Annotated in this window: 15 protein-coding genes; 3 read left to right on the forward strand and 12 right to left on the reverse strand. The window is 74.0% G+C overall.

The features are described 5' to 3' along the window. Positions 1-22 precede the first annotated feature (22 nt). Together ACFYXU_RS15780 and ACFYXU_RS15785 are read left to right on the forward strand one after the other, a co-directional pair. Positions 23-2,068, forward strand: coding sequence for an NAD-binding lipoprotein (locus ACFYXU_RS15780; protein ID WP_389406692.1), 2,046 nt, complete (start codon positions 23-25; stop codon positions 2,066-2,068). Beyond that, complete coding sequence (locus tag ACFYXU_RS15785) at positions 2,065-2,601, forward strand: GNAT family N-acetyltransferase (RefSeq protein ID WP_376509355.1); 537 nt, start codon at positions 2,065-2,067, stop codon at positions 2,599-2,601. The genes ACFYXU_RS15780 and ACFYXU_RS15785 overlap by 4 nt, the downstream gene beginning before the upstream one ends. 58 nt (positions 2,602-2,659) lie before the next feature. On the opposite strand, the gene ACFYXU_RS15790 is transcribed toward ACFYXU_RS15785, so the two are convergent. Further along, on the reverse strand, positions 2,660-3,427 hold the full coding sequence (locus ACFYXU_RS15790) for a class I SAM-dependent methyltransferase (RefSeq protein ID WP_389406693.1): 768 nt from the start codon (positions 3,425-3,427) through the stop codon (positions 2,660-2,662). 120 nt (positions 3,428-3,547) lie between these two features. On the opposite strand from ACFYXU_RS15790, the gene ACFYXU_RS15795 reads away from it, so the two are divergent. After that, positions 3,548-4,237, forward strand: coding sequence for a phosphatase PAP2 family protein (locus tag ACFYXU_RS15795; protein WP_389407036.1), 690 nt, complete (start codon positions 3,548-3,550; stop codon positions 4,235-4,237). A gap of 34 nt (positions 4,238-4,271) precedes the next feature. Here ACFYXU_RS15795 and ACFYXU_RS15800 read toward each other — a convergent pair whose 3' ends face one another. Genes ACFYXU_RS15800 through ACFYXU_RS15850 form a run of 11 tightly spaced genes read right to left on the reverse strand, consistent with a single transcriptional unit; the run spans position 4,272 to position 15,874 of the window. After that, positions 4,272-5,597, reverse strand: a complete 1,326-nt coding sequence (locus ACFYXU_RS15800; RefSeq protein WP_389406694.1) for a glutamate-1-semialdehyde 2,1-aminomutase — start codon at positions 5,595-5,597, stop codon at positions 4,272-4,274. A gap of 7 nt (positions 5,598-5,604) precedes the next feature. Continuing rightward, the gene (gene rfbC, locus ACFYXU_RS15805) at positions 5,605-6,156 is read right to left on the reverse strand and encodes a dTDP-4-dehydrorhamnose 3,5-epimerase (protein WP_376509350.1); all 552 of its coding nucleotides are present in this window, start codon (positions 6,154-6,156) and stop codon (positions 5,605-5,607) included. Further along, positions 6,153-7,376, reverse strand: a complete 1,224-nt coding sequence (locus tag ACFYXU_RS15810; RefSeq protein WP_376509348.1) for a polysaccharide pyruvyl transferase family protein — start codon at positions 7,374-7,376, stop codon at positions 6,153-6,155. Before ACFYXU_RS15810 ends, rfbC begins: the two co-directional genes overlap by 4 nt. Then, positions 7,373-8,320 carry a glycosyltransferase family 2 protein gene (locus ACFYXU_RS15815; RefSeq protein WP_329852963.1) on the reverse strand — a complete coding sequence of 316 codons (948 nt, stop codon included), beginning with the start codon at positions 8,318-8,320 and terminating at the stop codon, positions 7,373-7,375. Before ACFYXU_RS15815 ends, ACFYXU_RS15810 begins: the two co-directional genes overlap by 4 nt. Further along, positions 8,317-9,618, reverse strand: coding sequence for a hypothetical protein (locus ACFYXU_RS15820; protein WP_376509346.1), 1,302 nt, complete (start codon positions 9,616-9,618; stop codon positions 8,317-8,319). Before ACFYXU_RS15820 ends, ACFYXU_RS15815 begins: the two co-directional genes overlap by 4 nt. Then, positions 9,615-10,898 carry a DUF4910 domain-containing protein gene (locus ACFYXU_RS15825; RefSeq protein WP_376509344.1) on the reverse strand — a complete coding sequence of 428 codons (1,284 nt, stop codon included), beginning with the start codon at positions 10,896-10,898 and terminating at the stop codon, positions 9,615-9,617. Before ACFYXU_RS15825 ends, ACFYXU_RS15820 begins: the two co-directional genes overlap by 4 nt. Continuing rightward, on the reverse strand, positions 10,886-11,911 hold the full coding sequence (locus ACFYXU_RS15830) for an NAD-dependent epimerase/dehydratase family protein (RefSeq protein ID WP_376509343.1): 1,026 nt from the start codon (positions 11,909-11,911) through the stop codon (positions 10,886-10,888). Before ACFYXU_RS15830 ends, ACFYXU_RS15825 begins: the two co-directional genes overlap by 13 nt. A gap of 3 nt (positions 11,912-11,914) precedes the next feature. Further along, positions 11,915-12,562 (reverse strand): PIG-L deacetylase family protein, encoded by a 648-nt coding sequence (locus ACFYXU_RS15835; RefSeq protein ID WP_329852971.1) that lies wholly within the window; start codon positions 12,560-12,562, stop codon positions 11,915-11,917. Further along, a complete protein-coding gene (locus ACFYXU_RS15840; RefSeq protein ID WP_329852972.1) occupies positions 12,559-13,365 on the reverse strand; it encodes a glucose-1-phosphate cytidylyltransferase in 807 nt (268 codons plus the stop codon). The genes ACFYXU_RS15835 and ACFYXU_RS15840 overlap by 4 nt, the downstream gene beginning before the upstream one ends. After that, positions 13,362-14,597: a class I SAM-dependent methyltransferase gene (locus ACFYXU_RS15845; RefSeq protein WP_389406695.1), complete on the reverse strand. Its 1,236-nt coding sequence runs from the start codon at positions 14,595-14,597 to the stop codon at positions 13,362-13,364. The genes ACFYXU_RS15840 and ACFYXU_RS15845 overlap by 4 nt, the downstream gene beginning before the upstream one ends. A gap of 2 nt (positions 14,598-14,599) precedes the next feature. Further along, on the reverse strand, positions 14,600-15,874 hold the full coding sequence (locus ACFYXU_RS15850; RefSeq protein WP_389406696.1) for a glycosyltransferase: 1,275 nt from the start codon (positions 15,872-15,874) through the stop codon (positions 14,600-14,602). Positions 15,875-15,881: the final 7 nt, after the last annotated feature.

The following is a 15,881-nucleotide window of genomic DNA, read 5'->3' on the forward strand; positions in this document are numbered from 1 at the left end:
GGCGGGGCGGCACCCTGCTGACGTGCGAAAAGAAGACAAAAAGGTCGTTCCCGGGCAGCGCGAGGCCGCACCGGGCCCCGTACCCGTCGGGTCCCGGGACACCCCGCCCCCCGGGAGCGCACCGGGGGACCGGACTCCCCTCCCCCGGCACCTGAGCCACACCGCGGAGGAACGCCTCCGCTACTGGTTCGACACCACCCTCACCCGGGGCACGGCCGCTCTCTGCGGCTGGCTGGCCCTCGTCTGCCTGGCCCTCGTCGTCCCCGTCAGCACGGCCCTCGCCTGGACCGACCAGCGCACCCCCGCCTCCCTCGGCTCCAGGATCGCGGCGGTCTGGCGGAACACCGGCCAGACCATGCGCCTGGGCGGCGAGGTCGGCCCGCCGCTCCGCGTCGCCCTGACCGTGCTCCTCGCCCTCATCGCGCTCTTCTACGTCTCCACCCTGGTCAGCCTCATCACCACAGGCCTCACCGACCACCTCATCGCCCTCAACCGGGGCCGTGCCAGGCTCCTGGAGCGCGGGCACACCGTCGTGCTGGGCTGGTCCGAACAGATCCCGACGGTCGTCTCCGAGCTCGTCGCCGCCCGCACCGACCGGCGCCGCCGGGTCGTCGCGATCCTCGCCGACCGGGAGAAGCCCGCCATGGAGGAGGACCTCCACGCCACCGTCGGGGCCACGGGCCGCACCAGGGTCCTCTGCCGCACCGGCCGCCCCACCGATCCCGCCGCGCTCGGCCGGGTGAGCCCGACGACGGCCGACTGCGTCCTCGTCCTGCCCCGGGACGACCCCCGCCACGACGCCGAGGTCGTCAAGACCCTGCTGTCCCTCTCGGCCGCCGTGGGGGACCAGGACCCCGTGCGGGTCGTCGCCGCCGTGCGCGACGACCGCTACCTGACCGCGGCCCGGCTCGCCGGAGGACCCCGGGCCACCGTCCTCGACATGGACGACATCGCCGCGCGGCTCCTCGTCGACTGCGCGCGGCAGCCCGGACTCTCCCATGTCCACCAGGAACTCCTCGACTTCGCCGGGCACGAGTTCCACACCGTCGGGCCCCCCTCGCCACCCGGCCGCACCTTCGCCGAGGCCGCCCGCTCCTGCCCGGTCTCGACCGCCGTCGGCATCGTCCACGGCGACGGCACGATCGCGCTGAACCCTCCGCGCGCCCTCCCGCTCCTCGCCGACGACGCCCTCCTCGTGATCGCCGAGGACGAACGGTCGACCCGGCTCTCGGTCATCCCCGCACCCCACGACCCGACGGCGTTCCCGCACGAACCGCCCCGACTCCCCGAACGGCCCGAGCGCTTCCTCCTCCTCGGCTGGAACCGCCGCGCACCCCGGATCGCCGCCCACCTCGCCCGCCGCACACCGCCCGGGTCGGCCCTCGACGTCCTGGCCGAGCCCCGCGGCGCCACGCTGTCCGACATCCGCGCCGTCGCGACGGCTGCCGCCCCGCACCTCACGGTCCTCCACCGGCCGGGCGACCCCACGCTCACCGGGACCGCGCGGATCCCCGAACCCGCCGACTACGACGCCGTGATCGTGCTCGGCCCCGACCACCGGCCGGGCCACCCCGACCCCGACGACCGGACCCTCGTCACGCTCCTCCACCTCAGGGCCCGGGAGCGGACGAGCGGTCACCGGATCCCGGTCGTCACCGAGATGACCGACGACCGCAGCCGGCTCATCGCACCGCGCGCCCCCGGCGACGACTTCGTCGTCAGCGGCAGGCTCATCGGACTCCTCATGACCCAGATCTCCCAGAACCCCCACCTCGGCGCCGTCTTCGAGGAACTCCTCGCCCCCGGCGGCAACTCCCTCCATCTCCGCCCCGCGGCCCACTACGTCAGGACCGGACGCGCCGCCTCCTTCGCCTCCGTCGTCGCGTCGGCCGCCCGCCAGGGCGCCTGCGCCATCGGCTACCGCTCCCACGCCCGGACCGTCGCGGGCCACGGCGTGCGCCTCAACCCGCCGAAGGCGCACGTCCGTCACTGGCACGAGGAGGACCGGGTCGTGGTGATCGACAGGACCGACCGGCCGCTCGGTCCTGCGGTAGGTTCGCCGCCATGAACCGACCCGTGACCGAGACCTGGCCGCCCGACCCGATACGGACCGGACGGCTCGTGCTCCGCGCGTCCGCCGCCGAGGACCGCGCCGCGTTCCTCGACCTGTTCTCCTCGCCGGAGGTCGGCACCCACACCGGCGGGGCCCGGCCGCGCGAGGAACTCGAACGGGCCATGCCCGAGGTGCCCGGACGGCGCCCCGGACTCTTCGTGATCGAGCGCGACGGGGCGATGATCGGCGTGATCACCCTCGACCGCCGAGCCCCGGAGCGGCGCGGGCACGTCCGCCCGGAGGGCGGCGAGACCGAACTCGGCTACCTGCTCCTGCCGGAGGCGTGGGGACACGGGTACGCCGCGGAGGCGTGCGCGGCGGCCCTCGACTGGTGCGCCGGGGCGCGCCCCGGTGAGCCCGTGGTCCTCACCACCCGGACGGCCAACGAGCGGGCCGTGCGCCTGGCGGTGAAGCTCGGCTTCACCGAGCTGGAACGGTTCGAGGAGTACGGCGCCGAGCAGTGGTTCGGCGCCCGCCACCCGGCCTGACACCGCTGGGGGCACCCGACCCGACACCCCTGGACCCGGCCGGCCGGTCCGACACCTCCTAGACCCGGATATCCGGCTTCCGTGCCTCGATCAGGGTCCGCGCGGAGTGGGCCACGAACGGCCCCTCCGCCCGGATCCGCGCGTCCAGGTCGCGCAGCCGGGGCAGCTGGCCCTCGACCGTGAACCCGGGCACGATCCAGATCACCTTGCGCAGGAACCAGACGACCGCGCCGATGTCGTGGAACTCCATCCGCAGCCGCTCCGTGCGCACGTCCACGACGTCGAGACCGGCCGCCCGGGCCGCCGAGGTCTCGTCGTCCGGATGGCGCTGCAGGGCCGCCTCCGGCTGCGGCCCGAGGAACCACTCGACCAGCTCCCAGACGCTGGCGGGCCCGACGTGCTGGGCGAGGTAGGCGCCGCCCGGCCGCAGGACACGGGCGATCTCCGCCCACCACACGGTCGCCGGGTGCCTGCTGCTCACGAGGTCGAAGGCGCCGTCGCCGAAGGGGAGCGGCGGCTCGTCGGGATCGGCGACGACGACCACCCCGCGCGGATGGAGCCGCGCGGTCGCCCGAGCGACGTTCGGCGGCCACGACTCGGTCGCCGCCATGGCGGGCGGGAGCACCGGGACCCCGCCCAGCACCTCCCCGCCGCCCGTCTGGATGTCGAGCCCGGCCGAGACGGTCGCCAGCCGCTCGCCGAGGAGCCGCTGGTAGCCCCAGGAGGGCCGCTCCTCGCTCGCCCGGCCGTCGAGCCAGGAGAAGTCCCAGCCGTCGACCGAGGCGCCGGCCGCTTCGGCGACGAGCTCTTCGAAGGTACGTGTCATCCCCTCATGATCGCGGAGTGTCCCCGTCCGGAGCGACTTCGGCGTGCCGCGACCCGGGGTTGGCTAGGGTGACGGGACACGGGGGAGCAGTGACATGACGGGGGGCTCACGGTGGATCGCCTGGCCGAAGCGGACGTGGAACCGGGCCCGGCCCGGCGGACGACCGGGGGCCCGGGGCGGCCGGTGCTGCCGGCGGCGCTGCGCGCCTGGTGCGGAGTGCTCGCGGCGCTCGCCGCGCTCGCGCTCGGCCTGCTGGGGCTCCGGTACGCGGGCCACGGCGGGCCCGGCGCGGTGGACACGCGGCTCCAGACGGCGGCCGACGGGGCGGGACCCTGGCGGTACGACCTCGCGCACGCCGTGGACTTCCTCGGAGAACCGGCCGGGGCGGCGCTCCTGGTCGCGGCCACCGCGGCAGTCTGCCTGATGCTGCGGCGCCCTCGCGCGGCGGTGTTCGTCGTCGCCGCCGTGGGTCTGGCCGTGGTCACGGCGACCCTGCTCAAACGGGTGGTGGGACGCACCATCCACGGCGGCTTCCTGTCCTTCCCGAGCGGCCACACCGCCTTCCTCACCGCCTTCGCACTCGCGGTGGCGCTGCTCGTGGCGGGCCGGCTCGGCCTGGGCAGGGCGTCCGGTACGGCCCTGCTGCTCGCCGCGGCGCTCGCCGCCGGCGCCGTGATGGGCTGGGCGCAGGTCGTCCTGGGCGCGCACTACCCGACGGACACCGTCGGCGGCTGGTGCACGGCCCTCGCGGCGGTACCGGCGACCGCCTGGCTCGTCGACCGCGTCGCCGCGCGTACGGGCCGCCCCTGACGTCGCGTCACGCCGGGGGCGGTCCCGCCTCGCCTCAGGCCAGTCGGCGGAACACGGGCTTCACCGGCCTCCCGCCCAGCCACGGCGTCGGATCCCCGGCGTCCAGCGCCTTCCGGTACACCCCGCACGCCTCGGCCACGACGTCGACGGTGCGGTCGACGTCGGCGTCGTCGAGCGCGCTGGACACCACGAACGACGGGGCGAGGATCCCGCCCGCCAGGAGCTGCCGGAGGAACAGCGTGCGGTACTCCTGCGAGGGCCGCCCGTGCTCGTCGAGGGTCGCGAAGACCAGGTTGCTGGCCCGGCCCCGTACGAGGACGTGGTCGCCGACCCCGGCGCCGGCCGCGGCCTCCCGGACTCCGGCGGCCAGCCGCTCGCCGAGGGCGTGCAGCCGGGCGGTGACGCCCTCCTCGACATAGGTGGTCTGCACGGCCATCGCGGCGGCCAGCGCGTGCGTCTCGGCCCCGTGCGTGGTCGACAGCAGGAACACCCGGTCGCCCGAGTGCCGCAGCCCGCCCCGCTCCATCAGTTCGCGGCGCCCGGCCAGCGCGGAGACCGCGAAGCCGTTGCCCAGCGCCTTGCCGAACGTGGAGAGGTCGGGGACGACCCCGTACAGGCCCTGGGCGCCCGCCTCCGACCAGCGGAAGCCGGAGATCATCTCGTCGAAGACCAGGACGCAGCCGTGCCGGTCGGCCAGCTCCCGCAGCCCGGCGAGGTACCCCGCCGGCGGCTCGGTGTGTCCGGCCGGTTCGAGGATCAGGCAGGCGACCTCCCCCGCGTACCGGTCGAGCAGCTCCGCCGTGGCCGCCAGGTCCCCGTAGGGGAACGACACGGTGAGCTCGGTGGTCGAGGCGGGTATGCCCGCGGACATCGGCGTGGTGCCGATGAACCAGTCGTCGACCGAGAAGAAGGGATGGTCGCCGCAGACCGCCACGCGCGACCGTCCGGTGACCGCGCGGGCGAGCCGGACGGCGGCGGTGGTGGCGTCCGAGCCGTTCTTCGTGAACTTCACCATGTCGGCCGTCGGCACCGTCGCCAGGAAGCGCTCGGCGGCCGCGACCTCCAGGACGGACGGCCGGACGAAGTTGCCGCCCCGGTCGATCTCCCGGCGCACCGCCTCGACCACGCGCGGGTGGGCGTGGCCGAGGCTGACCGACCGCAGGCCGGAGCCGTACTCGATGTACTCGTTGCCGTCGACGTCCCACACGTGGGCGCCCCGGCCGTGGCTGATGACCGGGGCCAGGTGCTCGGGATACTGGTCGTCGCCCTTGGCGTAGGTGTGCGCGCCCCCGGGGACCAGGGCGTGCAGCCGCTCGTTCGCCTCGCGCGACCGGGGCAGGTGGAGGTCTTCGGTGTTCACGCTGATCTCACTTCTCCGCTTGCTTCAGGGCCTCGGCGAGGCGCGGCGCCTCCCGGTCCCGCTGGGACATCGAGGTGGCCGGCAGCGGCCAGGGAATGGAGAGTTCCGGGTCGTCGAACGCGATCGTCACGTCCTCGGCCGGATCGTGCGGGCGGTCGATCCGGTACGAGGTGTCGGCGGTCTCGGTCAGCGCCTGGAAGCCGTGCGCGCACCCGGCCGGGATGTACAGCGTCGCCTGCGTCTCGCCGGACAGTTCGAACGTGGCCACGTTCCGGTAGGTCGGCGAGTCCTTCCGCAGGTCCACGACGACGTCGAAGATCCTCCCGTACGAGCAGCGCACCAGTTTGGCCTCTCCCGCGCCGGAGCGCAGGTGCATGCCGCGCAGCACGCCCCGGACCGAGCGGGACACGCTGTCCTGGACGAAGGAGTCCGGGTCGAGCCCCACCGAGCGGACCACGTCGGCGTCGAAGGTGCGGCAGAAGAAGCCGCGCTCGTCGGCGTACGGCGTCGGTTCGAACAGGTAGGCGCCGGAGATCTCCGGGACTTCGGTCGCTTTCATGGAGTCTCCCGAGGGGTGGGGGCGTGAGCGGGGGTGGTCGCCGGGAACAGCGCGGCGGTCAGGGCGGTGAGGTGGTGCTCCAGGAGCCGTGCGGTGGCCGCGTTCCGCTCGGCGAGGGTCCGCCGCAGGTCCTCGGCGTTCTTCTCCAGCTCCCGGAACTGCTCCATCAGGCGGTCGGGATCGACCTCCCGGGCCGGGTGGCAGTACGCGGCGAGACCCATCCCGGCCATGAGCGCGTCGCTCTTCGCCGCGTAGCTGAGCGCGAGCGTCGGCGTGCCGGCCTTCAGGGCGCAGACGAGATTGTGGTAGCGGGTCGCCACCACCGTCCCTGCGGCCGCCGTCTCCTCCATCAGGTCGGCGAGGGAGGCCGCCTCCGCGGCGCCGACCAGCGGCGAGTCCACCGCGTCGAGGATCGCGGCGACCACCGGCGCGTCGCACGCGTCGCCGGTGAGCAGCCGGACCGGCCTGCCCTCCTCGACGAGCGCGCGGACGAACCGGGTCGTCCCGTCGAGGTACCGCCGGTGGATCTCCTCCGCCCGGTGTCGGTCGTCGTTGCCGCCGTGGAAGTCCATCACCCCGACGCACACCAGGCCGGGGGCGGCCGCGTGCCCGGCGGGGGCCGGGGCCGGCAGCGCGAAGGCGAGGTCCGGGTGGACCTCGTCGCGCGCCGTGTCCACCCCCATCTCCCGCATCGCGTCGCGGGACTGGACGTCCCGGTACGAGCGGTACGCGGCGAGCCGCGCCGACCAGCGCACCAGGGCCCGGGTCGCCCGGTCCCGGATCGGCCCCGCGCCGACGCCCGCCAGCGCGACCCGGGTGCCGAAGAGCCGCCCGGACGCGCACAGCAGGAACAGCGCGTACGGGAAGCCCCACGGCCGCAGCGGCAGCGTGGCCTCCAGGACGCCCATCCCCGGGACGATCACGACCTCGTGGCGCCGCACCCAGGCGGCGGTGCGGAAGACGTCGACGACCTTGCCCAGGCCCTTCCCGGCGATCGCGCCCGCCCGGGACGCGGTCCGGTACTCCCCGCGGTACCAGTGCAGGCGGGTCGCGGGGATCCCGTACCGGGCCGTCACGACCTCCGGTCCGCCGCAGAGCGCGTCCACGACCGCCTCGGGGTGCGTGGCCCGCAGATGGCCGAGCACGGCCTCCAGCGACCCGTCGTTGCCGAGGTTCCCGGAGCCGAGCAGCCCGAACACCCCGACCCGTACCGGAGTCACGCCGTCCTCCCCTCCCGCCCCGCCACCAGGTCGTCGACGGAGACGCCGAGCCGCGCCGGGTCGACCGGCGTGCGGTCCTCGACCCGCTCGCCCGCGCCGGGCCTGGACCGGCTGGTCGCCCACGCGGCGAGGTGGCCGTAGCAGGCGCGGCGGTCGGCGGCGGACAGCGGCGCCCGCCGGATCGCCGAGACGAAGCCCCAGACGTACTCGGCGAGCAGACGGGGCGTCGGGTGCAGCAGCCCCGAGCGGCGCGGATCCAGATTGACGCACCGCGACCGCTTGGACGGGTTGGCCCGCTCGGCGCGGGTCGGGTGGTCGCGGCGGAAGTACAGCAGCTCCGGCACCTGGTGGAACGGCCCGTGCAGGCCGATCTCCGAGACGAACGTGCGGTCCGCGTGGTGGTAGCTGTCGTGCGGCTTCACCCGGCGCAGCACGTCCGCCCGCACGACCCCGTAGAAGTCGTCGCCGCCGGGCTCGAACAGCATGCTGCGGAACCGCTCGGGCGCCGACGGGGAGGCCGTCGCCAGCGTGTACTCGTACGGGACCTTCACCTGGCCGTGCTCGTCGATGACCGCCTGGTCGGCGTGGGCGAGGATCACCTCCGGACGCTCGTCCAGCGCCTCCACGCAGCGCCGCAGCAGGTCTCTCGCGTACAGGTCGTCGTGCGAGGCCCACTTGAACAGCTCGCCGCGGCACTCGGTGAACACGTAGTTGTGATTGGGCGCGGCGCCGATGTTCCGGGGCAGCCGGATGTACCGGATGCGGGAGTCCTTCTCCGCGTACCGCAGGCAGATGTCCCGCGTCCCGTCGGTCGAGGCGTTGTCCGAGATGACCAGCTCGAAGTCCTCGTACGTCTGGCCGAGCAGGGCGTCGAGGGATTCGGCGAGGTACTCCTCGCCGTTGTAGACGGGCAGGCCGATGCTCAGCCGGGGTCGGGCGGTCATGAGGTCCTCACTTCGGGAATGGAGTTCTGGTGGTGCTCCCGCAGGGCGGAGCGCAGCTGCAGCCACCACACGGCCGAGCTGCAGAGGGTCGCGGCGGCGACGCCCCAGGCCGAGCCGACCGTGCCGGCCGCGACCGCCCCGCCGAGTCCGCCCGTGACGTAACAGGCGGAGGCGATCAGCTGACTGCGCAGGCTGCGCCGGGCCGCGCCCAGCGCGCGCAGCCCGGCCGCCGCGCCGGTGCCCAGACCGGCGCCCGCGACACCCAGCGTCACCGGCACGATCAGCGCCGAGGCCGCGCTCCAGACGTCGCCGAGCACGAACGTGCCGGCCCGGTCCGGGACGAGGAGCAGCGCTGCGCCCCAGAGCAGCGCGGCGACGGCCTGTCCGCCGCCGAGCAGCAGGCAGAAGGAGCCGAGGCGGTGTGGGGCCCGCCGCAGCACCCGCGCCGCCTCCGCGACGGTGACCAGGGACAGGCCCATCAGCACCGCGAGGAACGGTCCGAGCAGCAGCTCGGCGCCCCGGACCACGCCCACCGCGCCGACCCCGACGATCGCGCCGAGCCCGTACGCCCGCAGCTGGCTCGCGCCGCTGTTGGTGACGTTCTCGACCAGGTACCGGGAGCCGAGGTCGCGGTGCTCGCGCAGCCACGCGCCGGCTCCGCCCGGCCGGGGCCGGATGCCGGACTGGAACCAGCCGTAGGCCGCGGCCACCGCGGCGGAGACGCCCCAGGCGAGGACGAACGCGGCCACGCTGCCCACACGGGCCGCCACGACCATGGCGGGGACGAGCGCGACGGCCCACACCATGTCGTTGACGAACGCCTTCCGGCCCGCGCCGGCCGCGAAGAAGGCGAACCGCCAGGCGTCCTGGAGCAGCAGCCCCGGCAGGACGACGCCGAGGCAGGCGAAGGCCGTCCCCACGCTCCCGCCGACGGCGAGGCCGAACAGCAGGGACGCCGCGCCGAGCGCCGCGCCGACGCCGAGCGCCGTGCCCGACGACCGGGCCACCGCCCCCCGCCAGGACGCGGCCGGCACCCCGCTGAAGCGCACCACGAGCGGATCGGTGGCCAGGCCACGGGAGACGTTCAGCACCACGCCGTACGTCACCCAGGCCAGGCTGAACACACCGAACGCGGTCAGCCCGAGCGAGCGCGCCACGTAGATCCCCACCGCGAAGTTGGAGATGCTGGACGCCGCCTGGTCGGCCAGGCCCCAGGACAGCCGTCCCGCGACGGCCCGTCTGGCGGACCGCGGGCCCGCCGGTGTCGTCGTCTCCTCCTCGGTGGTCATCGGCGTCATGCCTTGATCAGCCCGGCGGCACGCAGGGCGTCCGCCGCGGCGGCGACCGTGTCGAAGGGCAGCCCGGACCGCTCGGCCACGTCCAGCAGACCGTGCTCGCCGTCGGAGAGGCTGAGCACCCAGAGCATGGCCATCTGGGCCTCCTTGGTGTCGCTGCGACCGCCGAGCGCCTCGTACAACCCCCGCCTGCCGAGCTGGGGTTCGCCGTACGGACTGAGGTTGACGTAGCGCCGGTCGCGGTCGAGCACGGCGAAGGCCTCACGGACGACGGCGAGCGTGTCCTCCATCGCCGCGGGGGAGACGAAGTCCGGATTGTCCGCCGAGGTGTGGTACTCCGGATACCGCGCGTACGGGGTCCGGCTCAGCGAGCCCACGCCGAGGTCGAACCCCGGCGAGCAGTACTGCCGCTCGTCGTAGCCGTACGGGGTGAACTCGTCCACCGTGTGCGGGCGTCCGGACGTCCGCAGCACGTGCCCCATGACCCGGTCGATCCCGGCGTCGCCGCGTCTGCTCCGCTTGTACGTGAGCTGTCCCCGGTCGCCCGCGCAGGCCAGCACGAGCCCGTGCTTCACCCGTTCCACCCGCTCCGCGTTGCGCGCCAGCCAGGTGATCGCCCCGATGGTGCCGGGCGCGAAGATGAACCGGTAGGTGTGGTACGGCGTCCGCTCCGCCAGCTCCCGCGCCAGGAACGTCGCCACCGCGACGCCCGCCATGTTGTCGTTGGCCAGCGACGGGTGGCAGACGTGGCAGGAGACGATCACCTCGTCGGCGACCTGCCCCGGGACGACGTGCTCGGCGTAGGTGAGGTGGCCGTCGGCGAGCGTGGAGTCGATCCGCACCTCGTACTCGCCGTCCGGCATCCGGTCCAGGGTCTCCTGGGCCAGACAGAAACCCCACTCCGGCTTGTAGTAGCTGGTGCGGTACGGCACCAGACCCGGCTGCTCCGGCAGGGTGTGGAGGTGCTCGCGCAGCTCGGACAGGGGCAGGGTCGCCGCCACCGGCACGCTGTAGCCGAGCACGTGCAGGCTGGACTCCTTGAAGTCGACGACCCGCCGGCCCGAGGCGTCCGCGACGTACGCGTCCCGGATGTTCCACTCCTGCGGCACCGTCCAGTCGAGCACCTGCGTCCCGGTCGGCACCTCGTGCACCCGCAGCGGGACGTACTCGCCGACGATGTCCAGGGTGGCGCGCACCCCGTCCCCGGTGATGCTCCGGCAGAGCGGGTACAACCGCTCCACCAGCGCGTGCATCTCCTCGCCGAGCCGCGTCACCGGCGCCACCGCAGCGTGCCGTCGACGGCACCGGCCTCGGACGCCGCGCGCAGCACGGCCAGGCGGGTGAAGCGCCGCTCGAAGTCCTCCCGGGTCAGCACGTGCTCCCGGTAGGCGTCCGCGAGTTCGAGCGCGCCCCGCTTGACCGTCCACTCGATGTCGAAGCCGGGGATCGCCGCGCGGAACCGGGAGAAGTCCACCCGGTACGACCGGGGGTCGGCGCCCGTCTCCCCGGTGATCACCACCTTCGCGCCGGACACCGCCTCGGCGACCTGCTCGGCGATCTCGGCGACCGTGACGTTGTTGACCTCGCTGCCGATGTTGAACGCCCGGTCGTGCACGGCCTCCCGCGGCGCGGTCAGCGCCGCCGTGAAGGCCCGCGCGATGTCGGCGGCGTGCACCAGCGGCCGCCACGGCGTGCCGTCGGAGAGCACCAGGACCTCCCCGGACAGCAGGGCGTGGCCGACCAGGTTGTTCAGCACGATGTCGGCGCGCAGCCGCGGCGAGTAGCCGAAGGCGGTCGCGTTGCGCATGTACACCGGGGTGAAGTCGTCGTCGGCCAGGGCGTGCAGATCGTCCTCCACGCGCACCTTGGACTCCGCGTACGGCGTGACCGGCCGCAGCGGCGCGTCCTCGCCCACCAGCTCGTCGCCGCCGGCCGCGCCGTACACCGAGCAGGTCGAGGCGTACAGGAAGCGCTTCACCCCGGCCTCGCGGGCCAGCCGGGCCAGCCGCACGGACGCGTGGTGGTTGATGTCGTAGGTGAGCTCCGGCGCCAGCGAGCCCAGCGGGTCGTTGGAGAGCGCCGCGAGGTGGATCACGGCGTCCACCCCGGCCACGTGCTCGGCCGTGATGTCGCGCAGGTCCACCCGGTGCCCCGGAGGGTCGGCGGGCTGCGGGCCGAGGACGCAGTCGGCGAACAGGCCGGCGTCGAGACCGACGACCTCGTGCCCGGCGGCCGCGAGGACGGGAGCCATGACGGTGCCCAGGTAGCCCTGGTGTCCGGTCAGCAGTACGCGCAAGGTTCATTCCCCCAGATCGAGAGTGATTTTGGTGACGGTGAACGCCTCGGCATAGCGCGCGTGGCATTCGATCCCGCGGATCCGCGCGAGGCCGAGGAAGGCCTCGCGGTCGTACCAGGGCCGGTGCCGCTGCGAGGGATAGTGCTCGTGCAGCAGCCGTACCTTGTCCTCGGCGGTCTCCGCGGACAGCGGCTGGTACGCGGTGGGACGGCCCAGGTCGCCGTCCCACTTGACGATCTCGTACCGGAGCACGAGGTGGTCGCGGAAGGCCGTGGTCACGAGCTTCCCCAGACCCCGGTGGTCCTGGTGCGCGTCGTCCGTGCGCGGCGCCAGGATCAGATCCGGCTCGCTGCGCGCGCGAAGCTCCTCCACCGCGGCCTTGGCCTCGTCCCAGTGCACCGGCAGCCGGCCGTCCGGCAGCTTGAGCACCGTCAGCCGCAGATCGGCGTCCGGGCAGAACGCGGCGAGCGCCGCCCGCTCCTCGTCCTCGCGCTCGGTCCCGCCGCCGGAGAGCACCAGCGCGTCCACGCGCACTCCCGGCCTGGCCCGGCACAGCGTCAGGAGCGTGCCGCCCGCGCCGATCGCGATGTCGTCGCAGTGCGCGCCGACCGCGACGACCCGGTCCGGCCGTCCCGCGCCGAGCCGGATCACGCGCGCGCTCCGGCCGTCGCCCCGGCGCCGTCCCGCTCCCACACGGCCCACGGCCGGTCGCCCGCGGCGTAGGAGGCGTCCAGCGCCGCCCGCTCCTTCACGGTGTCCGTCGGCTTCCAGAAGCCGCGGTGCTGGTGCGCCACGAGCCGGCCCTGCTTGGCCAGTCCGGCACAGCCGTCGGCGACCAGGTCGCCGTTCTCCGGTATGTGGTCGAAGACCTCCTGGCGGAGCACGAAGTACCCGCCGTTCTCCCACAGCGGCATGTCGCTCACCGCGGTGATGCCCCCGACCAGACCGTCCTCGCCCAGGTCCACGCAGTGGAACGACTGCTGCGGCGGCACCACCATCATCGAGGCACCCGCGTCCCGCCCGGCGAACCGGTCGATCATCTCGTCGAGCGGGGCGTCGGTGAGCACGTCGGCGTAGTTCGCGAGGAACATCTCGTCGCCGTCCAGGTGGTGCCGCACCCGGCGCAGCCGCTCTCCGATCGGCGACTCGATGCCGGTCTGCGCGAAGGTGATCGTCCAGTCCGATATGTCGGTGGACAGCAGCTCGGTCCGCCCGCCGCGCAGCACGAAGTCGTTGGACGTCGTCTCCTCGTAGTTGAGGAAGAAGTTCTTGATGTGGTGCGCCCCGTACCCCAGGCACAGGATGAACTCCCGGTGCCCGAAGTGCGCGTAGTAGCGCATGACGTGCCAGATCAGCGGCCGAGGACCGACCATCGCCATCGGCTTGGGCACGTCGTCGGAGGCCCCGTTGCGCATCCGCATCCCGTAGCCGCCGCAGAACAGTACGACCTTCATGCCTTCACCTCGACGATGCTCAGTTCCGGGATGGGGAAGACGAGCCGACCGCCCCACTCGTGCACGAAGGACAGCTGCTCGACCAGCTCGGCCCGCAGGTTCCACGGCAGCACGAGCACGTAGTCCGGCCTGTCCTCGGCGATCCGCTCCGGCGGCAGGATCGGGATCCGCGTGCCCGGCGTGAACCGGCCGTGCTTGTACGGATTGCGGTCCACCGTGTACGCGAGCAGGTCGGGCCGGATGCCGCAGTGGTTGAGCAGCGTGTTGCCCTTGCCCGGGGCGCCGTAGCCGACGACGGTCTCCCCGCGCTCGGCCGCGTCGATCAGGAACCGCAGCAGGTCCCGGCGCACCTTGGCCACCCGGGCGGAGAACTCGGCGTACCCGGACAGCTCCTGGAGCCCGGCGGCCTTCTCCCGGTCCAGTACCTCGGCCACCCGCGCGCTCGGCTCGCCCGCCACCCCGGCCGGCCGCGCCCAGAGCCGGATGGAACCGCCGTGCGTGGGCAGCAGCTCGACGTCCACGAGCGTCAGCCCGCCGCCGGCGAGCGCCCGGGCCGCGGACGCGACCGTGTAGTACTGGAAGTGCTCGTGGTAGATCGTGTCGTACTGGTTCTCCTCGATGAGCGTCAGCAGGTGCTGCACCTCGATCGAGACCCAGCCGTCGTCGGCGACCAGGGCCCGCAGCCCCTGGGTGAAGCCGACCACGTCCGGGATGTGCGCGTACACGTTGTTCGCCACGACCAGGTCCGCCGGGCCGTGCTCGGACCGGACGGCCGCCCCGGTCTCCGGCGACAGGAACGCCGTGAGCGTGGGCACCCCCGCGTCGCGCGCCGCGGCGCCGACGTTCACCGACGGCTCGACGCCGAGGCAGCGGATCCCCCGGTCCACCATGTGCTTCAGCAGGTAGCCGTCGTTGCTGGCGACCTCGACCACGAACGCGTCGGAACCGAGCTCGAGGCGCTCCACCGCACCGGCGACGAAGGTGCGCGCGTGCTCCACCCAGGACGTCGAGAACGACGAGAAGTACGCGTACTCCTCGAAGGTCTCCTCCGGCGAGATCAGCGGCGGGATCTGCGCCAGCCAGCAGTCGGTGCAGACCCGCAGGTGCAGCGGGTACGCCGGTTCCGGCAGGTCCAGTCGGTCCGCGGCGAGAAAGCTCTCGCACGGCGGCGTCGCCCCCAGGTCGACGACGCTGGCCAGCGCCGCCGAGCCGCAGAGTCGGCATCGTGTCATGTCTACTGCCCCCCATCTCCGCCCGCGCGGGTGCTCCGCGACGAGCCGGCTTCTTCGTTCCCTACCGGCGGCGCGTCCTGCTCGCCGCCCGACCGGACCGCGATCGCGGCCCGGTACTCCTCCAGCAGGCGTTCCAGCCCGACCGCCGGGCCGAACCGCCGCTCGTACCGGTCCCGGGCCGCCCGGCCCATCTCCCGGTTGCGCGCCGGATCGGCCGCGACCTGCCGGATCCGGGACGCGAGCGAGGCGGGGTCGCCCGGCGCGTGCAGCAGCCCCGTCACCCCGTCCTCGACGAGCTCGACGAAGGCGCCGTGCCCGGCGGCGACGGCCGGGACGCCGGCCGCCATCGCCTCCGCGACCACCAGACCGAAGGTCTCCTGGGCCGTCGACGGCGCCACCACGGCCACGGACCGGGCCACGGCCTTCCGGCACTCCGCCGGGTCCAGCAGCCCGACGTACCGGACGTCGTCCCGGCCCGCCGCCCAGTCGGTCACCGCACGCGCCAGCGGTCCGGCACCGGCGATCACCAGCGGCACGCCGACTCCGCCGCCCGCCGCGATCTCGTCCCACGCGGTCATCAGCTGCCGCACGCCCTTGGCCTCCGCCAGACGGCCCAGGAAGAGCACGTGCTCACCGTCGCCCTCGCGGCGGTCGCCCGGCTCGGGCACGAAGTTGTACTTCACCACCAGCCGCTCGGCCGGCATGCCGGACCGCACCAGGATGTCCCGCTGCGCCCCGGAGATGCAGAAGAACCGGTCCACGCCCGACCACCACCGGCGCCGGTTGACCGACATGCTCACCGCGAGCGGCACCGTCGCGAGCCGCGAGTCGCGGTAGCAGCCGTGCCGGACGGCCGGCAGCGCCGTCGCCGACCCGACGCACTCCGTGCACTGCCGGCCGTCCCGGTGCAGCGTGCCGGGCGGGCAGACCTGGGTGTAGTTGTGCAGGGTCGCGACGACGGGCACACCGACGTCCGCGCAGGCCGCCAGCACCGCCGGCGACAGCAGCGGGAAGACGTTGTGCACGTGCACCACGTCCGGCCGGTCCGCCCGGAGCCGGGCGGCCAGTTCCGTACGGACCCCCGGGTTCCACGGCACGAGCAGCGGCACCGCGGCCTTGCCGAGCAGCGAACGGCCGGCGATGTCGTCGCTGCGCCGTTCGAACAGCTCGACGCGGTGGCCGGCCGCGCGCAGCAGCTCCACCTCTTCGTCGACGACGCGGTTCTCCCCGCTCGGCTGCGCCGAGGAATAGCGGTTGTGCACGACGAGGACATGCATGCTCAGG

Source organism: Streptomyces sp. NPDC002232, assembly GCF_042890295.1.
Taxonomy (GTDB): Bacteria; Actinomycetota; Actinomycetes; order Streptomycetales; family Streptomycetaceae; genus Streptomyces.